Annotated in this window: 20 protein-coding genes and 1 pseudogene; 9 read left to right on the plus strand and 12 right to left on the minus strand. The window is 70.4% G+C overall.

The annotated features are described in order from the left end of the window. Positions 1 to 152: 152 nt before the first annotated feature. From ACIA47_RS23100 to ACIA47_RS23115, 4 genes are all read right to left on the minus strand, one after another. Positions 153 to 575, minus strand: coding sequence for an SHOCT-like domain-containing protein (locus ACIA47_RS23100; RefSeq protein ID WP_203118419.1), 423 nt, complete (start codon positions 573 to 575; stop codon positions 153 to 155). Positions 576 to 586: 11 nt separating this feature from the next. After that, complete coding sequence (locus ACIA47_RS23105; RefSeq protein ID WP_203118421.1) at positions 587 to 844, minus strand: hypothetical protein; 258 nt, start codon at positions 842 to 844, stop codon at positions 587 to 589. Continuing rightward, positions 844 to 1,221, minus strand: a complete 378-nt coding sequence (locus ACIA47_RS23110; protein WP_203118423.1) for a DUF2089 domain-containing protein — start codon at positions 1,219 to 1,221, stop codon at positions 844 to 846. Before ACIA47_RS23110 ends, ACIA47_RS23105 begins: the two co-directional genes overlap by 1 nt. Before the next feature lie 187 nt (positions 1,222 to 1,408). Next, on the minus strand, positions 1,409 to 2,074 hold the full coding sequence (locus ACIA47_RS23115) for a TetR/AcrR family transcriptional regulator (RefSeq protein ID WP_203118425.1): 666 nt from the start codon (positions 2,072 to 2,074) through the stop codon (positions 1,409 to 1,411). A gap of 101 nt (positions 2,075 to 2,175) precedes the next feature. Here ACIA47_RS23115 and ACIA47_RS23120 point away from each other — a divergent pair, with 101 nt between their 5' ends. Together ACIA47_RS23120 and ACIA47_RS23125 are read left to right on the plus strand one after the other, a co-directional pair. Next, positions 2,176 to 3,090, plus strand: coding sequence for an SDR family NAD(P)-dependent oxidoreductase (locus ACIA47_RS23120; RefSeq protein ID WP_396710578.1), 915 nt, complete (start codon positions 2,176 to 2,178; stop codon positions 3,088 to 3,090). Between the two features lie 132 nt (positions 3,091 to 3,222). Then, positions 3,223 to 3,855: a DUF6518 family protein gene (locus tag ACIA47_RS23125; RefSeq protein ID WP_396710581.1), complete on the plus strand. Its 633-nt coding sequence runs from the start codon at positions 3,223 to 3,225 to the stop codon at positions 3,853 to 3,855. Positions 3,856 to 3,918: 63 nt separating this feature from the next. Here ACIA47_RS23125 and bla read toward each other — a convergent pair whose 3' ends face one another. From bla to ACIA47_RS23140, 3 genes are all read right to left on the minus strand, one after another. Next, positions 3,919 to 4,842, minus strand: a complete 924-nt coding sequence (bla, locus tag ACIA47_RS23130; RefSeq protein ID WP_396710583.1) for a class A beta-lactamase — start codon at positions 4,840 to 4,842, stop codon at positions 3,919 to 3,921. Positions 4,843 to 4,868: 26 nt separating this feature from the next. Then, entirely contained in the window at positions 4,869 to 7,484 is a 2,616-nt protein-coding gene (gene rph / locus ACIA47_RS23135) for a rifamycin-inactivating phosphotransferase (protein ID WP_396710585.1), read from the minus strand. A 198-nt stretch (positions 7,485 to 7,682) separates the two neighbouring features. Further along, positions 7,683 to 8,384 carry a DUF4396 domain-containing protein gene (locus ACIA47_RS23140; protein ID WP_396710587.1) on the minus strand — a complete coding sequence of 234 codons (702 nt, stop codon included), beginning with the start codon at positions 8,382 to 8,384 and terminating at the stop codon, positions 7,683 to 7,685. Positions 8,385 to 8,520: 136 nt separating this feature from the next. Between ACIA47_RS23140 and ACIA47_RS23145 the strand changes: the two are divergent. The 4 genes and pseudogenes from ACIA47_RS23145 to ACIA47_RS23160 form a co-directional block, all read left to right on the plus strand. Then, a pseudogene (locus ACIA47_RS23145) lies at positions 8,521 to 8,703 on the plus strand (pyridoxamine 5'-phosphate oxidase family protein); the annotation flags it as partial. 20 nt (positions 8,704 to 8,723) lie between these two features. Continuing rightward, positions 8,724 to 9,374, plus strand: coding sequence for a TMEM175 family protein (locus tag ACIA47_RS23150; protein WP_203118431.1), 651 nt, complete (start codon positions 8,724 to 8,726; stop codon positions 9,372 to 9,374). 14 nt (positions 9,375 to 9,388) lie between these two features. Continuing rightward, positions 9,389 to 9,832 carry a DUF5990 family protein gene (locus ACIA47_RS23155; RefSeq protein ID WP_396710590.1) on the plus strand — a complete coding sequence of 148 codons (444 nt, stop codon included), beginning with the start codon at positions 9,389 to 9,391 and terminating at the stop codon, positions 9,830 to 9,832. A gap of 354 nt (positions 9,833 to 10,186) precedes the next feature. Further along, complete coding sequence (locus ACIA47_RS23160; protein ID WP_203118442.1) at positions 10,187 to 10,630, plus strand: peptidase inhibitor family I36 protein; 444 nt, start codon at positions 10,187 to 10,189, stop codon at positions 10,628 to 10,630. Between the two features lie 422 nt (positions 10,631 to 11,052). On the opposite strand, the gene ACIA47_RS23165 is transcribed toward ACIA47_RS23160, so the two are convergent. Further along, positions 11,053 to 12,144: a winged helix DNA-binding domain-containing protein gene (locus tag ACIA47_RS23165; protein ID WP_396710592.1), complete on the minus strand. Its 1,092-nt coding sequence runs from the start codon at positions 12,142 to 12,144 to the stop codon at positions 11,053 to 11,055. A 9-nt stretch (positions 12,145 to 12,153) separates the two neighbouring features. Continuing rightward, positions 12,154 to 13,341 carry a DUF418 domain-containing protein gene (locus ACIA47_RS23170; RefSeq protein ID WP_396710594.1) on the minus strand — a complete coding sequence of 396 codons (1,188 nt, stop codon included), beginning with the start codon at positions 13,339 to 13,341 and terminating at the stop codon, positions 12,154 to 12,156. A 256-nt stretch (positions 13,342 to 13,597) separates the two neighbouring features. Here ACIA47_RS23170 and ACIA47_RS23175 point away from each other — a divergent pair, with 256 nt between their 5' ends. After that, positions 13,598 to 14,182 carry a hypothetical protein gene (locus ACIA47_RS23175; protein WP_396710596.1) on the plus strand — a complete coding sequence of 195 codons (585 nt, stop codon included), beginning with the start codon at positions 13,598 to 13,600 and terminating at the stop codon, positions 14,180 to 14,182. Between the two features lie 4 nt (positions 14,183 to 14,186). On the opposite strand, the gene ACIA47_RS23180 is transcribed toward ACIA47_RS23175, so the two are convergent. Then, a complete protein-coding gene (locus tag ACIA47_RS23180) occupies positions 14,187 to 14,897 on the minus strand; it encodes a carbonic anhydrase (RefSeq protein ID WP_396710598.1) in 711 nt (236 codons plus the stop codon). Between the two features lie 171 nt (positions 14,898 to 15,068). Here ACIA47_RS23180 and ACIA47_RS23185 point away from each other — a divergent pair, with 171 nt between their 5' ends. Beyond that, positions 15,069 to 15,575, plus strand: coding sequence for a hypothetical protein (locus ACIA47_RS23185; protein WP_203118449.1), 507 nt, complete (start codon positions 15,069 to 15,071; stop codon positions 15,573 to 15,575). 87 nt (positions 15,576 to 15,662) lie between these two features. Here the strand turns inward: ACIA47_RS23185 and ACIA47_RS23190 are convergent, their stop codons facing one another. Together ACIA47_RS23190 and ACIA47_RS23195 are read right to left on the minus strand one after the other, a co-directional pair. Then, the gene (locus ACIA47_RS23190; RefSeq protein WP_396710601.1) at positions 15,663 to 17,171 is read right to left on the minus strand and encodes a DUF1996 domain-containing protein; all 1,509 of its coding nucleotides are present in this window, start codon (positions 17,169 to 17,171) and stop codon (positions 15,663 to 15,665) included. A gap of 238 nt (positions 17,172 to 17,409) precedes the next feature. Further along, positions 17,410 to 18,429: an NAD(P)H-binding protein gene (locus ACIA47_RS23195; RefSeq protein WP_396710603.1), complete on the minus strand. Its 1,020-nt coding sequence runs from the start codon at positions 18,427 to 18,429 to the stop codon at positions 17,410 to 17,412. A 94-nt stretch (positions 18,430 to 18,523) separates the two neighbouring features. On the opposite strand from ACIA47_RS23195, the gene ACIA47_RS23200 reads away from it, so the two are divergent. Next, positions 18,524 to 19,477 carry a helix-turn-helix domain-containing protein gene (locus ACIA47_RS23200; protein ID WP_203118453.1) on the plus strand — a complete coding sequence of 318 codons (954 nt, stop codon included), beginning with the start codon at positions 18,524 to 18,526 and terminating at the stop codon, positions 19,475 to 19,477.

Genomic DNA, 19,477 nt, shown 5'->3' on the forward strand with positions numbered 1-19,477 from the left:
CGGAGGGACCACCCGTCCGAGTGGTCCCTCCGCTGGTTGCCGGTGAGTGGCTAGACTTCAGGTTGGCAGTTCACCTGTGCTCTGCTGCGGCGGGCGCAGCCTCGGGAGGGTGTTCCAGCACCCTCTCGAGGGGCCGTCCCATCGGACGGCGCCTATTCGCAGAAGACCCGCACTGTGGCATCGGGGGAGTCCACCTCCACCGTCACGTCGTCGAGGTGCTCCACGAGCGCCTCCAACTGCTCGGGCTTGAGCTGCGTCAGGTCGATCGGCACACCCGAGTCGCTGAGTGAGGCGTTGGCCTTGACCAGGGCCTGCGGCGGGACCAGCGCCGCCAGCCGTACGCCGGCTCGCAGCAGTTGCAGTGGCACCCGCACGTTGACCCGTGACGGCTCGCCGTTGTCGGTGGCGTCCACCACCACCCGCAGGTACTTCACCTTGCCCTTCGGCCGGGCGTCGTGGCCTGCCACCGCCGGTGCCTGGTCCCGTTCGAGGGCGGCGATGAGCTGCTCCGCCTCCTCGGCGGTGATCTTGCCGCCGGCCAGCATGTCGAGGATGTCCTTGCGTTGTTCGGTCATGCGAACCTCTCCTATCGGATAGCCACGAACACGGCCGTGCGGCCCTGCTCGATGTCGAAGCGGGCGCCGGGCAGCGCGCAGATGACGCGCCAGCCGGCGCCGAGTGCCCGCACCACACCAAGGCGGAACACCAGGCAGGCCACGATCGCCGCGAGCACGACCAGGACCAGGACCGGAAAGAGCAGGAGCGCCACGGGGAGCACCGGAACCCAGAAGCGGAGGGGCCGGCGGCCTGGGCGGTTGACCTTGACGGTCACCAGCTGCGGCATCACGTGTGGCCCTCCAGCTCGGCCAACGCCTGCTGTGCGGTGATTTCCCCGCGGCGCAACCGGTCGATGATGTCGGCTCGCGAGGGCGCCGGGTCGGTCTCGACGAAGTTGAGCATCTGCGAGATCCGGTTGAGTCGTGACTTGATCGTCGGGTAGCTCACCCCGAAGATGCGTTCCATCTCCTTGATCGAACCGTGGCAGCGCACGAACGCCGTGACGAAGACCTGGTCCTCGACGTTGAGCTGAGCCAGCTGCGGCAGCTCGAACTCGCCCTCGATCGCGACGCCGTTGCTCGCCAGGCGCACCCGCTCGACGACGAACGGCTGCCCCCGGGTCAGGCTGGTCAGCTCCTGCCAGTCCATCGCCTGTTCTGTCATACCTAAATTTGTAGCTTAAGAATCCTCAACTTCCAAGAGCCTCGACCTTAATTTTCTTAAGGTCGCCCTCAGGCGCCGTCTTGCGTCACGCGTGATCCACTCGCCTTCACGGAAACCGGGGTGTCCCGGCTCGGCGGACACCCCGGTTTCATGGAACCCGAGTTGATCTCCCGGCCGGGGGGAGGCCTCAGGAGCGCGGCAGTATGCCCACGAGCGACGTGATGATCGCGAGCCGCAGGGCTGTCCGCAGGTCGACGTGGTGGACCGCGAGTGCTGGCTCGGACTCGTAGACGGCGAGCAGGCTCGGCGGCGGCGAGGTGTAGGCGGAGAGCGCGCCAGCCATGATCAAGGCGTTCAGGCAGAACATCTCGGCGTTGTCGCCGACCTCGGGCAGGTGCCGCCGGACGAGGCCGGCCATCACCGCGAGCTGGCCCAGCGAGGCCCGCTTGTGCCGGCGGGCCACCTCGACCGAGACGTTGTGCTCAAGCACCCCGCCCTGCGCGCCGAAGAGATCACAGAGCACCGTCTGGGCGGCAAGCGACCGGCTGAGTACGTCGGCCGTCTGCTCCGCCCGTTCCAGCGTGGACCCGCTCAGGTCGACACCGTGGGCCAGCTCCCGCTCCAACTCGGCCAGCCAGGTCGTCGTCCGGTCGTCCATCAGGTCGAGCAGGATCGCCTCGCGGGACTCGAAGTAGCGCAGCACCGCCGTCTTGGCCAGGCCGACCCGCCGGCTCAGCTCGTTCAGGGTCACCTCGGCCACCGGCATCTCGTCGAGCATCGCCGAGGTCGTCTCCAGGATGGCCCGGCGCCGGACCGCACGCTGCTCCTCGCTGCGCGCCCGCTGGAACGTCATGTCGCCAACCCTAGCTTAGGTACCGGCGGTCCCTTGACAGCGTACCGGCGGTACATTACCGTTCAGGCATAAGTTACCGGCGGTACATTGGGGAGCCTGAGATGAAGTGGACCGAGCAGCAGATTCCGCGCCAGGACGGCCGGGTGGCAGTGGTCACCGGTGCCAACACCGGGCTGGGCTTCGAGACCGCCCGGCAACTCGCCGAGCGCGGGGCATCGGTCGTGCTGGCCGTGCGCGACACGGCGAAGGGCAAACTGGCCGCCGCCCGGATCAACGGCGACGTCTCCGTACAGGAACTGGATCTGACCTCGCTGGAATCGGTGCGCGCCGCCGCGGCCAGCCTGCGCGCCACCAACCCCCGGATCGACCTGCTGATCAACAACGCCGGCGTGATGTACACCCCGAAGCAGACCACCCGCGGCGGCTTCGAGATGCAGTTCGGCACCAACCACCTGGGCCACTTCGCGCTCACCGGCCTGCTGCTCGACCTGCTGCTGCCCGTGCCCGGCTCGCGGGTGGTCACGGTCAGCAGCGTCGGCCACCGCATCCGCGGCGCCATCCACTTCGACGACCTGCAGTGGGAGCGTTCCTACGGCCGGGTCGCCGCCTACGGCCAGTCGAAGCTCGCCAACCTGATGTTCACCTACGAGTTGCAGCGCCGGCTCGCTCCGCACGGCACCACCGTCGCGGTGGCCGCGCACCCCGGCATCTCCAACACCGAACTGCCCCGCAACGTCCCGGCGGTCGTCCGCCGACCGATCACCTGGCTCGCCCCGGTTATCGCTCAGCCCGCGACGGCGGGCGCACTGCCCACCCTGCGGGCCGCCACCGACCCGTCCGTCCTCGGCGGGCAGTACTACGGCCCCGACGGCCTGGGTGAGATGCGCGGCTACCCGAGGCTGGTCACCTCCAGCCCCGAGTCCTACGACGCGGGAGTGCAGCAACGCCTCTGGGCCGTCTCGGAAGACCTGACGGGCGTGCGGTTCCCGCTGGGCCGGGTAGCCGCCGCGGCGTGACCGTGCCAGGCGCGGGCGGGGGTCGCGGTGGGGCCGAAAAGGCCCCGCCGCGGCCGAACGGCGTTCCTTAGCGATCATGCCGACGCGGGGGAGCTCAGACCGACCCGGGGATACTCGGTATGCTCTGCCGTCATGCGACCTGGTGACCGAGCGGTGGCGCTCTTCGTCGTGGTGGGCGGCTTCCTGCTCGGCTTCCTCGACTTCTGCTGGATCAAGTGGCTGCCGTTCCCCGTCGCCGAGCTCGGCAACTCCACCGCGACCTGGGCGGTAGCCGCCTTCTTCTTCGGATACTGGGTGCGCTCCGGGCGGGTGCGCGCCGCGCTCGGTGCCGCCGTCCTGCTCGTCGTCGCCGTGCCCAGTTACTACCTCGCGGCGGCGCTCCTGCAGGGCGACGATCTCGCGGTGCTCTGGGCACCGACGTCGCTGGTCTGGATGGTCTTCGGCGTACTGGCCGGGGTGGTCTTCGGCACCGCCGGGACCTGGGCCCGTGGGGCGGGATGGCGGCAGGTGGTCGGGGTCGCGCTGCCGGCCGCCGTCTTCTTCGAGGAGGCGGCTCGGTTCGCTGGCAAGGCGACCGACCCCGGCTACTCCTCCGGCGCGTGGTGGAACGTCGCCATCGACCTCGCGCTCGGCCTGCTGATCGTGGGGCTGATGGCAGGGTCGCACCGTCGGCGGGCGCTCACCGCCGCAACAGCCGTGCCGCTGGCCGGCGCGATCCTGGTCAGCTTCGCGGTCGCCGGCGGGGCCCTGTCGCCGACCGGCTGACCTTCGGCGGCACCGACGACGGGCCCCAGGCGGCGTACGACAGCCGCGCCGCGACTGACGGACTCATGCTCCCAGCTGGGCGACGACCACGCGGGTGGCCTGGGCGATGAGACTGTCCTCGGGGGTGGCGTCCTCCTTGTCGCGGCTGGACAGCACGGCGAGCACGATCGGGGCCCGGTCCGGCGGCCAGATCACCGCGATGTCGTTGCGGGTGCCGTACCCGCCGGTCCCGGTCTTGTCCCCGACCACCCAGCCGGCCGGCACCCCGGCGCGGACCAGCGCCGCGCCGGTGGTGTTGCCCCGCAGCCAGCCGACCAGCACGTCGCGGTCGGCCGGTTCCAGGGCAACCCCCACCGTGTACGCCCGGAGGTCGCCGGCCAGGGCCCGGGCGGTGCTGGTGTCCCGCTTGTCGCCCGGTGTTCCCTCGTTCAGCGCGGTCTCGTAGCGGGCGACGTCGGTGACCGTGTCGCCGAGCGCGCGCAGCTTCGCCTCGAACCCCGGCGGCCCGCCGAGGTGGCGTAGCAGCAGGTTGCCGGCCGTGTTGTCGCTGTAGCGCACGGCGGCGTCGGCGAGGGCCCGCAGGCTCATGCCCTCGCCGACGTGCTTCCCGGTGACGGGGGAGTGCGCCACCAGGTCCCGCGCCGAGTACCGCACCACGCGATCGAGTTGGGCGTCGGTGGTGCCGTCGAGCACCTCGGCGGCGGCCAACGCCTTCCACGTCGAGGCGTACGCGAACCGGTCGTCGGCGCGGTACTCCACAGTGCGGCCGGTGCCCGTGTCGACGGCGTAGATCCCGAGTCGTGCCCCGAACTGCTCCTCCAGCCGCCGGAACTCCTGATCGGCGGCCGGCAACGGGGCGAGCGTCACCTCCGGGCTCGGCGTCGTCCGCGCCTCGGTCGCCTCGCCGCCGCTGCCGCACCCCGCCAACGACACCACTGTCGACGCCGTGGCCACCACTATCGCCAGCCGTCGGACCGAAACCGCCATCGTCGTTCCTCCTGTAGCGCCGTCGGTCAGGGCAGGATCTCGACGTACCCGTCGCTGCCGTGCACGCGGATCCGCTGCCCGTCGCGGATCAGCCGGGTGGCGTCGAGCACGCTGACGACAGCCGGCAGGCCATACTCCCTCGCGATCACCGCGCCGTGCGTCATCAACCCGCCGACCTCCGTCACCAGTCCGGCGATACCGACGAACAGGGGGGTCCAGCTCGGGTCCGTGTGGGCGGTGACGAGGATGTCACCCGCTTCGAGGTCGGCCTGCGCCATGTCCAGGATGACGCGGGCGCGTCCTTCGACAGTCCCGGAGGACACCGGCACACCGGCCAGGGCGCCGGCCGGCACGTCGTCGCGTCGGTAGGCCCCGCTGATCGCCTCGCCGTCGGAGGTCAGCACCCGGGGCGGCGTGAGCGCCTGGTACGACCGGAACGCGTCCCGGCGCTGCCGGATCAGCTCGTCGTCCACCCGGTGCGTGCGCGCGACCTCGTGGAACTCCTGGAACGTGAGGTAGAAGACGTCTTCGGTCTCGGTGAGCACCCCGGCGCGTACCAGGCGCTCGGCCTCTGCCAGCAGGGCCTGCTTGTAGATGAAGTAGCGGCTGATGATGTCGTACTTCGGGTACTCCCGGTAGCCGGTGAAGGTCCGCACCCGGTCGATCATCCGTGCGGTCTCGTCGGCCTTCTGCTGCCCGTCCGGCAGCGCCCGCAGGCGCGTCAACACGTCCTGTGCCCGCTGCTGCGCCTGCTGTTGGCCCTGCTCGAAGCGCCGCCGGGCCGCGCCCGGCTCGAAGAGCTTGATGTTGTCCAGCAGCACCGGCACCAGGGTGCTGGGGCGTTCGCTCCACCGCGGCCTGGTGATGTCGATCTCGCCGACGCAGCGCATGCCGTACCGGTCGAGGTACGCCTCGATGGCGGCGCGCGCCTCGGCCCCGCCCGCGACCTTCGGCAGCTCGACGAGGAAGTCGTCGTGCGCGACGTCCTGGAGGAACGCCACCACCTCCGGATACGGCCGGATCACGTCGGCGACGTCGAGCAGCGCCAGCCCCATCTCCGACGTGACGTTGCCGGGCGCGGAGAGGGTGAGGGTGTCCGCGCCGTTCTTCTCGCCCAGCCACTCGTGCAGCTGGTCGTTGAGCCACCAGGTGGCCTCCATGCCGGCCATGATCGCCTGCATGTTCAGTGGATCACCGAGGACCCGCTTGTGCTCCTGGAAGGCCTCCAGCAGGAAGTCGAACAGTGCCGTACCGGTCACCGTCGCGATGTCGCGCCGCAGGGCGGCGATGGATGCCTTGCTGCGCTCGATCAGCTCGGTGACGATCGCCGGGTCGGTTTCGATCGAGGTGGACGCGCCGCCGGTCGTCAGCCGGGGGGGACCGCCCCCGTCCGGGAGCGTCGGAACGAAGTCTCCGCGGTCGATCAGGGTCTCCAGCGCGTGCCTCATCAGCGGATCGGACTTGCCCGCCATGGTCAGGAAGCCGGCGCGGCTCGTGGGCGAGGCCAGCAGCCGGGTGGCGTCGACGAACAACCTCCCGCCGGCCTCCAGCATCGCGGCGATGGCCGTCAACTGCCACATGGAGAGACCCAGCGGCCGCATGGCGTCGGTCATCATCTGCTGGTGACCGACCGAGAGGTAGACGTGGTTCTCCTGGTCGTCGGCCGCCGGGATGGGGAACAGCGTGGTGATCGGCCGGCTCTGCACGATCTGGAAGTCGTCGTCGACCAGGCACCACTCGATGTCCTGCGGGCGGCCGAAGTGCGCCTCGATCCGTCGTCCGAGCCCCACGAGTCGCACCACCTGCGCCCGCGTCAGCGCCGGCTGCTCCTGCCGCTGCCTGTCGATCGCCACTTCCCGCGTGCCGCCGCCGGGCAGCGCGGTGACGGCACGCTGCTTCGCGGCGACAGTGCCGGCGACGACCTCGCCGTCGCGCACAGTGAAGACGTCCGGGTTCACCAGGCCGGACACCAGGGCCTCGCCGAGGCCGAAGCTGGCGTCCACTGTCGCGACCTTCCGGTTGCCGGTCACCGGGTCCGCCGTGAACAGGATGCCGGAGGCATCCGGAAAAACCATCTGCTGTACGACGACAGCCATCTGAACCGTGCGGTGGTCGACGCCGTTGCGAAGGCGGTAGATGACGGCCCGCTCGGTGAACAGTGACGCCCAGCACCTGCTGATGTGTCGCAGGATCGCCTCCGGCCCCACCACGTTCAGGTAGGTGTCCTGCTGGCCGGCGAAGGACGCCGTGGGCGTGTCCTCCGCCGTCGCGCTGGACCGCACGGCGTAGGCGGCCCGCTCGCCGAACCGGTCGAGCGTGCTGGTGATCGCGGCGGCCAGATCGCCCGGAATCGGGGTCTCCTCGACGCTGCGGCGGATCTCCGCGCTGAGCGTGCGAATCGCCTCCCGGTCGTCCGGGCTCAGGCGCGACAGCTGATCGAGCCGATCATCGATCGACGGCGTCTGCGCCATGATCCGCCGGAAGGCGGCCGTCGTGACGCAGAACCCCGCCGGCACCCGGATGCCGTCGATCCGGGACAGCGCGCCCAGGTGCGCGGCCTTGCCGCCGACGTCCGACACCTGCGTCTCGTCGACCTCTCGAAGATCCAACAGCGGCACCCGGTCGCCGCGGCCCTCACCCATCGACAACACACCCACGTCGCGCCCCCGTTACCTCGTTCGTGCTGGTCCGGCCGCCGATTCTGCGCCACGACCGGGGTCTTGCCGCAAGCCCCCAGGTGCGGTATACGTTAGAAGAGGCAGGGAGAGTGATCTCCTTGCCGCTTGTTTTTGTGCCGCTTGTTCCTTGCCGGGGCGGTCGAGTCGCGATCGGGCCCCCGCTCAGTCGTAGGGGAGTCGGCGCGGCTCGAATCTCAGCCCTCGGCCGAGCTGCCACGAGGCGGTGGGCCAGGCCGCGATGAAGCCAGCTATCAGCCCAAGCTGACCGGCGAACCAGAACGTCGGGCTGTCGGGTCGCAGGTGTGGCTCCGAAAAGACCACCCGATGCGCGAGGGTGAGCCACACGAACAACGCCGCCTCGAACACGGTGATGGTCAGCAGCTCGATCCTGCCGACGCTCGACAGCGCGTGCCAGACCTTTCCGAGGCTACGACCCGGCCCGGCGAAGTACCGGAAGACCACGGCGATCGTCACCGCCATCAGGTAGTCGCCGGCGTAGGCGACCCACAGCGGATTCTCGGCCGGGTCGAATCTCACGGCGTACAGGGCGACCTCGGCGACGATGAACCCGAGAGCGCAGTGCGCGCCGCAGCGGGACACGTGGGTGACGACGATGCCCCGGCGCGGCCGTCGCGGTCGACCCTCCTGCCGCCGTTGAGAGAACGCCGCGGGCCTGCCCCAGTTCCAGTAGAGGCGGACAGCGGCCGGGCCGATGTAGAGGACGGTCACCAGCCAGACGATCGCCATGACCCGGACCGGCTGACGGTTTCCGCGGAGATAGGTGTCGGCCAGCACGACCGCGAAGCTGACGACGCCGACCGCGAGCGAAGCCCACGAGAGCGCCACGAGCCAGGTTGGTTGCATCCCCGCCCCTTCCGCCAGCCGGGCGAGTCTTTCATGGCGTACTCGTTCGGATCGGTGAATCGGGCGTTCCCGCGTGCCGACGCGGACGGATTCACCCTCCCCGGCCTCGGTTGGACGGTGGAGTGAACCAGCCGGCCGCTGGGCGGCGGTTCGGTGGGAGAACGAGCACGCCGAGCGGGGACGGGCGCTGTCCGAGCCGCCCGAGGACACCCTCGTGGTCGTCGAGGCGGAGCGGATCGTCTACACCGAGCACTGGCTGCGACGTGAGGGTTTCGCGCCACGCCAGTTCTGGCGTCGCTCCGCCAGTGATGAAAGCTGACCTATAGCATAATTCGCCGCGTGCCTCCCAAAAGGGAAACGTCGCGGCTCATCCGTGGCCCCGGCCGTCTGCTGGCCTTCAGCGACGGTGTCTTCGCGATCGCCGTGACGCTCCTCGTGCTGGAGATCCAACCGCCCCACGACTTCGAGCGCCTCGCCCAGGGGCTCGGTGCGCTGTGGCCGTCGTACCTGGCGTACGCGTTGAGCTTCCTGCTCATCGGGCAGGTGTGGGTGAATCACCACGTCATGTTCGACCGCGTCCGGCACGTCGACCGAGGGGTCCTGTTCCTCAACACGTTGCTCCTGATGGTCATCGCGTTCCTGCCGTTCTCCACGTCGCTGCTCGCCGACGCGTTGCGCGCGGAGCAGGGGCTGCGTGCGTCGGTCGTCGTCTACGGCGGCACACTGTGGACGGCGGCGGCCCTCTTCAACCTCGTGTGGGCGCACCTGCGCCGCGCCAAACTGCTGGAGCCGGGCCTCGGTCCCTTCGGTGCCCGGGCCATCGGTCGCCGGTTCGCGCTCGCGCTGGTCTGGATCGGCTCCGGCATTCTCGTCGGCGCGTTCGTGCCGATCGCCGGTGTGGCCATCATCGCCGCGTTCCTGCCCGCCTACTACCTGCCCATCCGCGGCGAGTACGGCGAGAACGACACCGCCGAGCAACCGGCCGACTAACTAGAGTCGGTGGAATGCGGATCAGGATCGACGGCAGCGATCTCCCAGGTCGGCGCCCCGGTGCGGAGGCTGACGCGCTGCGGCGGGGCAACGTGCACGTCGGGGTTCAACGCAAGGCCGATGTCGTCGATCAGGTGCCGGCCGACGCGGCAAGCGCCACCTGGTCCTTCGAAGTGTCCAGCCGTGAGATCGACGGAGCACTCGACGTCGGTGGCCCCTGGGTGCACGGCCGCCCCGGGGCGCGGTTTCTCTATGTGAGCTGGGGCTCGGTGACCCAGGACGGCTTCGCGATGTTCCGACGAGCGAAGTTGATGTTCACCGACGTGCCGACCGAACTGCTGCGCACCGCCCACGAGGGCAACGGGACGCTTGTCGGTCGGGTCGGGTTGACCGACGCCGCCGGTGAGCCGATCTGCGCTCGGGTACACCCGCCCGCCATCGCCTGGTCGGTGGAGTGAGCGCCGTCGCCGGCTAGTGCGTCGTCCATGAAACTTCACCGGGTTGGTGACACGCCGGGTGGCATCCGTCCGGACGGGGTGGGTTGGTTGGCTGATCCGGTGCGGGCGCGGCGGTTTGGGAAGGCGGCGAGGGCCTCCACCGTCTCGCCGGCATCGTGGCCGACGACCGCGAACAGGCGGTGGTGTTGATGGTTGGGGGCCCGGGTCCTGTGTCTGGTGGGGCTGTGGCGGCGGGCCCGTCAGTACCCGGGCGAGCTGGGCACGAGCCCGATTCACGAGAACGGGACGCATGCGTTATTTTCCCCACAGATCGAATCTATTGACGCAGTGCCATGTATTGATCACTGTAGTCGCATGAAACCACGGCTGTTCCTCATCGCCGCACTCGCCGCTGTCGTCGCCACCCTCACGGTGCCCTCGGCCGCCCACGCCAACCCCGACGACAGCAGCCGCGCGAGCGTTGCCGGAATCTCCGCGCAGGCCATCCAGGCGGGCCCCGACGACAACAACAACGCAAGCGTTTCCGGGATCTCCTCGCAGACCGCGGGCTCCTGCCCCTACACCGCCCTGTGCCTCTACACCGAGGGCGATTTCCGCGGCCGCATGTTCGTGATCTACGCCTGCGGCAACTACGCGCTGTTCAACTGGAACGGCTGGGGGTCCGTCTACAACAACCAGACTCCGAGCTACTGGGCTTATCTGCTGGACCAGAACGGCAATGAAGCCCACGGCTTCGTCGACGGAGCCGGCGCAAGCTGGGTGGAATTCGACCCGTACTGGTACGCCAAGCCCTGCTAGTGCTCTGACCATGGACGTTCACGGTGTGGGTCAGGCTGCCGTTCGTACGGCGGGCTGACCCCATCGTCGTTGGCGTTCGGAGCGGATGCGAGCGCGCTCGCGGCGTCGTGCGGCGAGGACGTGTGGGTGTCGGGCGGTGGCGTTGCGCCACCGCCGGTAGGCGTGGATCGCCCTGATCGAGGAGCCCGGCGGAACCGGTGGATGACCTGCCGGACCGAGTCCTCGTCGGCTTGGACCAGCCTTGCGATCACCGGCACGGTGTTGCCGCCGGCCGAGGCGAGTAGCTGCTGACCTTCCTGGTCGGAAAGCCGCCGCACACGCACGGGTTCTGCCACCGGCACAGCCTGGACGCAGACACGGCGCCCACCTCGGAGGCTGAGCGGCGTGTCATCCAACACCGTGAACGTCCGTGGTCAGTACAACTAGCCGCCGAAGTCGACGCCGCTGAGGGAGACGGAGCGGTACGCGGCGAGGTGCTCGGCCTGCGCGGTAACGGCCTTACGCGTGGCGTCCGACAGTCGGTGCCACGGCTGGACGGCGACCGTGAACGTCCTGCCGGACTTGCGGGGACGCCAGGTGCCGACCAGTTCGCCGTCGACCAGGACGGCGCCGGGGCGACCCAGCACCGGCCACAGCTCCTTGGCGTGGGCGGCGTCCGGCACCAGCGTCGCCCGGTCCTTGGCCTGCAGGAACAGGTCGAACGGGCCGAGCAGGCGGGTGCCCCGGCCGTCGGCCGACTCCAGCGCCTCCTCGTCGGCGGCCAGCAGGAAACGCACCTCGCGGTCGACCGTCACCTCGATCACATCCTCGGGCCAGCGCGCCTTCACGTCCTTCACCGGGGCGTCGAGATAGTCGGCCACCTGCTTCGGGGTGGCCGGGCCGAGCAGGCGAAGGTACGCGCGGACGAGGTCGAAGCGGTCACCCGGAGCGGCTGCCGTCCGGAACCCGGTGATGCGCCGCAGGACCGGGGGTGAGGTGTCGAGCTGCAACTCCAGTCCGGCCCGCAGGGCGGCGAGCCGGAACGGCATCTCGTAGAGGTGCGTGGCGTCGCACGGCCGGCAGAACCGCAGGTACGGCTCAGGCAACATCGTGGCCAGGCGGCCGGAGACGTCTCCCTTGACCGTCGGTGTGCTGACGACGGCCCGCATCCGGGCAGCGATCTCGTCCAGGGCCGCGAGGGTGTCGATGCCGGCGGCCTTCAGCGGCTTGGCGGCGTCGTAGATGCGCTTGCCCGCGTCGGCCTCGGAGAAGGGTTCGACGGCGGCTGCCACCTTCGCAACGTCGGCCCGGCGGTAGAGGTGGGGGGCGCCTCGCACGGTCCACAGCAGGACCAGCTCCGTGTCGGACAACGCGGTCACGTCGACCCCGCGCACCGCCAGCGCCCACCGTGCGCCGTCCGGACCGGTGTTCTGCACGCCGAGGTCCAGGACGGCGGTGTCGGCGAGCGTGCCCTCGTCCCGGTCGAGCTGCTGGGCCCGGACCCGGAAGTTCATCACCTGGTGCCGATCGACCATGTCAGCACCCTAGTTGGGGCGGCGCTCCCGGTGGGTCCAGGCGCGCAGCGCCCATTCGACGGGGCCGTACCGGAATCGCCGCAGCCACCACGCACTTGCCACCAGCTGGACCGCGAAGATCACCAGTGCGATCAGCAGTGTCTGTGCCGGCGAGGTGCGCCCAACCAGGCCCCACCCGACACCGGTGAAGACGAGCACGCACATGAGCGACTGGGCCAGGTAGTTCGTCAGGGCCATCCGCCCAGCGGGCGCGAACGCACCCGCGAGGCGCGGTCGCCGCGTGAACAGGCGCAGCAGGGTCGCGGCGTAGGCGGCGGCCAGGAACGGCGCGGTGACGATGCTGACCATCAGTCCGGTCAGGTTCGCCGTGGAGCCACCGACCGCGAACACGACGGCGCCCGCCAGACCGATCGGATACCCCACCCGTTCGCACCGGCGCAGCAGATCCTCGTGGGCGGGCACTGTGGCGAGAAGCCGGTGCTTGCCAGCGGCGAGCCCGACGAGAAACGCCGCGAACGCCAGGGGCCCCTGCACGGCCAGACCGCCGATCATCGCCGGCATCGACCGCAGGTGCTCCAGGACGACATCGCCGAAGCCACCGCCCAGCGCCAGCGTCGAACGCGCACCGGCGCTGACCGCGGCGGCCTCGTCCGGAACCAGCGTGGCACCGAGGACCGCGGCGATCCCGACCACGACGGCGATGCCGCAGATGATGGTCGCCGCCGCGACCAGCGCGGTGCGGGGCTCGATCCGCCGGACCGCGAGCAGTACGAGACCGAGCAGCGCGTACGTGGTGAGGATGTCGCCGTGGAACAGCAGCACCGCGTGCAGCACGCCGAGAACGAACAAGCCGGAGAGCCGGCGCAGGAACGCCGGGCGGAACGCCACTCCGCGCCGAGCCGCTGAGTCGAGTTGCAGGGTGAAGCTGTAGCCGAACAGGAAGGCGAACAGCAGGTACGCCTTCATCGCGAACAGCAGCTCCACCGCGCCGGAGATCAGCAGGTCGAGCGCGCCGCGCGCCGGATCGTCGACCAGGTGGAAGTCGTAGCCGGAGCTGAAGAACGCGATGTTCACCAGCAGGATGAGCAGCAGCGCGCTTCCCCGCAGTGCGTCGACGGTGGTGATTCGGGCGAGGGTGTCCCCGGGCGAGGGCGGTGGGAGACCGTCGCCCGGTCGGTCGAGCCGGGTCATATCCATGGTGTCCAGCCTCGGAGTGTGGCTCGCCGCCGGAAAGGGTTTTCGTCACACGCGCCGTCGTGACGAAAATGCGCCTCCCCGGTCAGGGGGAGGTGGTTCCCTCCGCACGGCGATTCGCTCGCCTCGCCGTTCGGCGACGGTGATCTCGGATGTGCCGACGCCCACCGCTGAGGGAGACGACGCTGTGACTCGAACACCACGTGCAAGGACCACGCCCGCGCCGCCACCACCGCCATGGGCCCGCCGAGCCGGCCACGTGGCGTGGGTCGCCCCCGTACTGGGGTTCATCCCGCTGCACGTGCCATGGATCCTCGGCATCCCGCTGTTCGCCAGTCCCGACCCGTTCCGCGAGTGGTACCACGGTCGCGGGCCCGGGGTGGGGGACCACCCGGTCGACGGATTCCTGGGCCTACCGGCCGGCGCGTTCTACCTGGGTCTCCTGTGCGTCCTCGCCGGGCTCGGCGGCGTTCTGGCACTGGGGCTCATTCAGGACTGGGGGGTGGTCTTCCCCGGGTGGGTGCCGTGGCTGCGGGGACGTCGGGTGCCACCGTGGGTGCCGCTGACGCCGACGGTGCTGGGGTCCGCCCTGATGATCAGCTACTCGGCGACCCTGCCCTGGCAGTTCGCCGCGGACCTGGGGGATCCCGGTGCGGATGACATCTTCACCCCGACCGGCGTCCTGATCGGCCTGCCGCTCCTGCTGGCGTGGGCGGTCGCGTTGCCGCTGGCCGGTTGGTCCTACTACCGCCGTACCCGTCGGCCGCGACGCGACCGGCGGCGCCGGTCGGCGGCAGCAGATGACCGACCAGCGTCGCCGTCCGGGTGGCCCAGCATCGGGTGATGCCTCAGGCCATCAGGGAAACCCGCCCGTTGTCCAGGTCGTAGCGGGCGCCCACCACCCGCAGCGCACCCTCGTGCACCTTCTCCGCGATGATCGTGCTGCGTGCGGTGAGCGCCCCCACCTGGGCGGCGATGTTGGCCCGCACCCCGTTCTCCACGGGGTCGCCGGGCTGCTCCAGCACCGGCTCGACGACCGGGCGCAGGGCATCCACGATGGTGCCGATGTGCCCGGGCGCCGTCCCGCCGCTGTGGATGGCATCGATGGTGGCGGTGATCGCGCCGCAGCGCTCGTGGCCGAGGACGACGATCAGCAGGCTGCCGAACTCCTCCACCGCGAACTCAACGCTGCCGAGCAGCAGGTCGTCGACGATGTTGCCGGCCACCCGGTTGTCGAACAGGTCACCCAACCCCTGGTCGAAGAGCACCTCGGGAGCCACCCGGGAGTCCGCGCAGCCGACCGTGATGGCGAACGGGTGCTGGCCGGCGGCGAGCCGGTGCAGGTCGGTCAGGCCCTGGTGCGGGTGCCGGCCGTGGCCGGAGGTGAACCGCCGATTGCCGGCCTGTAGCCGACGCAGCGCCTCCGTCGGCGTGTCGACCGGGTCGTCGGCTGGGGCGGCGGAGCCTGCGGACGGGATGGCTGCGGTCGCGCCGAGCGCCACGGCGGCGGCGCCCCCGGCGGTCAGCAGCGAACGGCGGGACAGGTAGGAACGTGCCACGATCATCTCCCTGAGGTGAGGCAACTCGCCTCTTCCTACCAGCCTGCCGTCCACACAGCTGGTTGCCGTGCGGTGGCCAGTGGGCGACGGTGAATCGCCGCTGACAGCACGCGGAGTGGCAGTCGCCAATCAAATTAATCATCGTTTGGACTTCGACTATCGTGCGCGTCCGTGAAGCCTTCCCGTCTTGCCTCAGCCATGTTGATCCTTGCCGCTTCGACGGCTCTCGCCGCCTGTGGCGACACCGACAAGGCGACGACCGCCGGATCCACCACGCCCGCTCCCACCTCCGCAGCCCCGTCCGCGGTGGCCACCTCCGCTGCCGCCACGCCGGCCTCGTCACCCGCCGCGGGCGCCGCGAGCGACAAGGAACTCTGCGAGTCGGCGAAGAAGGTCAGCGACGAGATGAAGGCCGAGCTGGTGAAGGTCGCCACGACCGGCCAGGACTCCCCGGCGGACTACCAGAAGATCCTGAGCGACCTGGACAAGAAGATGGTCGCGGTCGCCTCGACCGGCGACGGCAAGGTGGCCACCGCCCTGCGGGCGTTCGGCGCGGAGGCGGCCAAGGCCGCGGCTGCGGCCGACCCGGCGACCGCCGCCGACAACCCTGCCTTCGAGAAGGCCGGCAACGACATGTCCGCCGCGTGCAAGGCAGCCGGATTCAAGGGGATTATCTGATCATCGCGGCGTTGTCGCACCGGTTGCCATGACGGACGGCCCCCACGCCTGAGCGTGGGGGCCGTCCGTCGGCAGCGGAGGCGGTGGTCAGCCGCCGGCGAAGGTCGTGTCGACCCCGCACTTGGCGTTCTGGTTGAGGCAGGACTTCACCAGGTCACCGAGGCGCTCCGGCTCCCAGGCGTTCATGAAGTCGCCGTGCATGGACGACGGCTTGCCGGAGGAGAGACTCAGACCGTCACCGCCCAGCGACTCGTAGTTGACCATGAAGGACAGATCCGGCACGGCCACCGGGTACGTGCCGGTGCAGACGCCGTTCACCGGGTCGCCCATGTGCGACTTGTGATCGGGTGAGTCGATGTTCTTGCCGTCCCAGCAGTCCTTGAACACGAGCTGGAAGATCAGGTTGCCGCCGGGGGCGCACTTCGGCCAGTTGCCGTCGGCGCTGCGGCCGATCTCGGCGCTGCCCGCGCACCAGAACTGGTTGCTACCGGCGTTCTTCGGAGTGTCGACCTGCCGCTTGGCGTCGCCTTCGACCACGACCAGACCCGGCGGGAACGGCTTGACGGTCGACGGGTCCTTGACCCGCGAGCCGTAGTAGATGCGCATGCTCTTGATCGGCACGGCCTCGCCGTCCTTGCGCAGCTCCGGGGTCCAGTAGGCGCTCTTGTCCCCCGGGGCGTTGCAGGTGTTCGCCGCGGCGAACAGCTTGTCCGTCGTGGCGAAGGCGTCGATCTTCGGGCCGAAGAAGGTGTGCATGTGCGAGGCGCCGGACAGGCCAGGCAGGACGATCGGGTCGTCCGGGGCGGAATTCGCGACGCCGCAGTCGGTGTGGAACTCCGGCACCCGGGTGGTGCCCGGCGGCACCGGCTTCGGCTTGATGGCGTTGAAGGAGGCCAGTTCCTTGCTCCACTTGGCCTGGTCGACGGGCACCCAGCCGCCGGCCGGTGCGCTCGGCGGGACGGACGTCGACGGGGACGCGGACGCGGTGGAACTCGGCGTGGCCGAGGGGGCGGCCGACGTGCTCGGCGTGGCCGAGGCGCTCGGCGACGTGCCCGTCGCGGGGCCGAACGTGAACCAGTTCAGGTTCACGAAATCCGACGTCGAGGTGCTCTTCATGACCGCGAAGACGGTCTGCGCGCCGGCCGGCACAGCGGACGCCTTCGCGGTGACGGTCGTCCATTTCTGCCAACCGCCGGTCTGGGCGATCGGGAAGCTGGCCAGCAGTGGACCGTTCTGCGCGCCGAGGCGCAACTCGACAGTGCCGCCGGCGGCGTTGTGCGAGGCGACCCGGGCCGTCAGGTCGACGCCCGTTACCGACACACCGTCGAAGCGCAGCCAGTCGCCGCTGGCCAGCCAGCCAACGTTCCGGCCGCCGTCGGCGTCGCCGGTGCCCTCGGTCTGCGCCCCGGACTGTGCCGCGAAGGCCTCTGCCTGCACCCGGCCGGGCACGGCGACCTCTTCGGCCTGGGCGCCGGCGATGTAGATGCCGCTGCCGGCCAGTGCGGCGACGACCGCTGAGGCGAGCGTGATGCGAGTGAGGCGACGACGCTTTCGCGCCCGATCCGGCGGTGCGACGTGCGCGGGGGGAGTCCGCATTGCCAGTGGTTTCCTTCGCGTCGACGATAAGGCTCTGTCGGAAGGAGTATGTGCACGTCAGGAGCCTTCATCAACTCGCCGGGAAAGAATTAAGGAGGCCGGTCGACAAGTGCCCTGGCAGCCAGCACGGCGGCTCCGGATGACAATTTTCGCCCGCGCGGTCTTAAGTTTCTTTTAATTCCCATCGCTCCGTTCTGGTTCGAAGATTACGAATTTTGCGTAACGAATCATGGCCGAATTATCGGCCTCGGTCGCTGACCGGTTCGACGCAGATGGCCGGTGACAGCGCGCGTAGGAAGTCGGGCGCGTCGAACATCTCGCCGGCGGAGGCGACGCCGCTGGTCCTCGTCCGACCATCGAGGACGCGTCCGACCGCCTCCACGGCCAGGGGCGCGCTGACGGCGTAGATGTCCCGGCCACTGGCCGCGACGCGGCGACGCGTGTCGCCGCGACGCACGATGACGTCCACAGTGAACGTCTGCGCCGACCGGCCCCGCTCGTCGACCGCGACCGGCGCCGCCGCGACGGCCAGGTCGTTGGTGGCGTCGACGGTCATGTACGTGCGGACCTCGGGGATGACCAGGTGGCGGGGGATGGTGACGACGTCGGCCATGGTGAACTCCCCGAGGACGGTGCGCCGGCCCAGCGGCGCGGGGAAATCCCAGTCCACCCTCGGCAGCTCCCCGCCGGAGTGGTACTCCAACCGGCCCCCGGTGTAGCGGACCCGACGGCCGGCGCGGCGCTCGCGGGAGACGACGCCCGCGGCGACCGTCCCGGCCGTCGGGTGCCAGCTGCTCAGTCCGTACGCGACGTGCGCCTCGTCGGCCGACGTCCAGTCGCCCATCGCCGTCGTCGCGAGCAGGTCACCGAGCCCGCCGAAGAATGCCATCGCCGGGACCACCGCGACACCCGCCGCCCGGGCGCGCTCGGTGAAGTGCGTGAACGTGTCGAGGTTGGCCTCGATCTCGGCCGCCACGTCCACGTACGGGACCCCGGCGCGCAGCGCGGCCTCGATCACACCGGCGGCGGTCGACGCGAACGGGCCGGCGCAGTTGATGACCGCGTCCGCGCCGGCCAGCGCCGCGTCGAGCGAGGTCGGATCGTCGACCGACGCCACCCGGTAGTCGAGCCCGAACGCCGCCAGCCGGCGCGGGTCGCGGCCCACCGGCAGGGCAGCGAACCCGCGCTCGCGCAGCTCCGCCATCACGAACCGTCCGGTGTGCCCGTACGCCCCGAACACCGCCACGCTGTGGCCCATCGCTGCCCCCTCGAAAGATCGACTGGGACCAGCCTCCCGCAGCGGTCGGCGGCCGACCAGTGTCGGGAACGCCAACCCCCGTACAATTTCGGACATGGCCCTTGTCGCGATCGCCGCCACCGACGGGATGCTGCACTTCGAGCTGGCCCTGGCCTGCGAGGTCTTCGCCCACGACCCCTCCGGCCTCGCTGACCCCTGGTACGACGTGATGGTCTGCGGCCCCGGCCCGGTCCGGGTCGGCCGCTTCCTGGTGGCGCCCGACGACGGGTTGGACCGCCTCGCCCGAGCCGACACCGTGATCGTCCCGTCGGTCGAGCACGTCGATGCGGACGTACCCCCCGACCTGCTCGACGCCGTCCGCGCGGCCCACCGGGCCGGCGCCCGGATGGTCTCGCTGTGCACCGGCGCGTTCGTGCTGGCCGCCGCCGGGGTGCTCGACGGGCTGCGGGCCACCACGCACTGGGCGCACACCGAGGCGCTGGCCGCCCGCTATCCCCGGGTACGGGTCGACCCGGACGTGCTCTACGTCGACAACGGCACCGTGCTCGCCTCCGCCGGGAAGGCCGCCGCGATCGACCTGTGCCTGCACCTGATCCGCCGCGACCACGGCTCGACCGTCGCCAACGCCGTCGCCCGCCGCCTGGTCGTGCCACCGCACCGCGCCGGTGGTCAGGCCCAGTACGTCACCACCCCGGTGCCGGCCCGTGACGACCACCCGCTGGCCACCCTGTTTCCCTGGGCGCTGGCCCGGCTGGACCGGCCGCTGACCGTCGAGGACCTGGCCCGGCAGGCGAACATGAGCTCCCGCAACCTGGCCCGCCACTTCCGGTCGGCCACCGGCACCACCCCACTGCTGTGGCTGTCGACGCAGCGGATCCGCCGCGCCCAGGAGCTGCTGGAGAAGACCGACGACAGCATCGACGCCATCGCCCAGGCGGCCGGCATGGGCACCGCCGCGACGCTGCGTCGACACTTCCACCGCACCGTCGGCGTACCGCCGGACGCGTACCGGCGCACCTTCCGGGCCACCGGGCCAGCCGTCGGCTGA

Source organism: Micromonospora sp. NPDC051227, from assembly GCF_044455385.1.
Lineage (GTDB): Bacteria > Actinomycetota > Actinomycetes > Mycobacteriales > Micromonosporaceae > Micromonospora.

Bases quoted from the DNA above. Each gene is read 5' to 3' on its own strand.
- ACIA47_RS23100 (WP_203118419.1), bottom strand. From the start codon at position 575: ATGACCGAACAACGCAAGGACATCCTCGACATGCTGGCCGGCGGCAAG.
- ACIA47_RS23105 (WP_203118421.1), bottom strand. From the start codon at position 844: ATGCCGCAGCTGGTGACCGTCAAGGTCAACCGCCCAGGCCGCCGGCCC.
- ACIA47_RS23110 (WP_203118423.1), bottom strand. From the start codon at position 1,221: ATGACAGAACAGGCGATGGACTGGCAGGAGCTGACCAGCCTGACCCGG.
- ACIA47_RS23115 (WP_203118425.1), bottom strand. From the start codon at position 2,074: ATGACGTTCCAGCGGGCGCGCAGCGAGGAGCAGCGTGCGGTCCGGCGC.
- ACIA47_RS23120 (WP_396710578.1), top strand. From the start codon at position 2,176: ATGAAGTGGACCGAGCAGCAGATTCCGCGCCAGGACGGCCGGGTGGCA.
- ACIA47_RS23125 (WP_396710581.1), top strand. From the start codon at position 3,223: ATGCGACCTGGTGACCGAGCGGTGGCGCTCTTCGTCGTGGTGGGCGGC.
- bla (WP_396710583.1), bottom strand. From the start codon at position 4,842: ATGGCGGTTTCGGTCCGACGGCTGGCGATAGTGGTGGCCACGGCGTCG.
- rph (WP_396710585.1), bottom strand. From the start codon at position 7,484: ATGGGTGAGGGCCGCGGCGACCGGGTGCCGCTGTTGGATCTTCGAGAG.
- ACIA47_RS23140 (WP_396710587.1), bottom strand. From the start codon at position 8,384: ATGCAACCAACCTGGCTCGTGGCGCTCTCGTGGGCTTCGCTCGCGGTC.
- ACIA47_RS23155 (WP_396710590.1), top strand. From the start codon at position 9,389: ATGCGGATCAGGATCGACGGCAGCGATCTCCCAGGTCGGCGCCCCGGT.
- ACIA47_RS23160 (WP_203118442.1), top strand. From the start codon at position 10,187: ATGAAACCACGGCTGTTCCTCATCGCCGCACTCGCCGCTGTCGTCGCC.
- ACIA47_RS23165 (WP_396710592.1), bottom strand. From the start codon at position 12,144: ATGGTCGATCGGCACCAGGTGATGAACTTCCGGGTCCGGGCCCAGCAG.
- ACIA47_RS23170 (WP_396710594.1), bottom strand. From the start codon at position 13,341: ATGGATATGACCCGGCTCGACCGACCGGGCGACGGTCTCCCACCGCCC.
- ACIA47_RS23190 (WP_396710601.1), bottom strand. From the start codon at position 17,171: ATGCGGACTCCCCCCGCGCACGTCGCACCGCCGGATCGGGCGCGAAAG.
- ACIA47_RS23195 (WP_396710603.1), bottom strand. From the start codon at position 18,429: ATGGGCCACAGCGTGGCGGTGTTCGGGGCGTACGGGCACACCGGACGG.
- ACIA47_RS23200 (WP_203118453.1), top strand. From the start codon at position 18,524: ATGGCCCTTGTCGCGATCGCCGCCACCGACGGGATGCTGCACTTCGAG.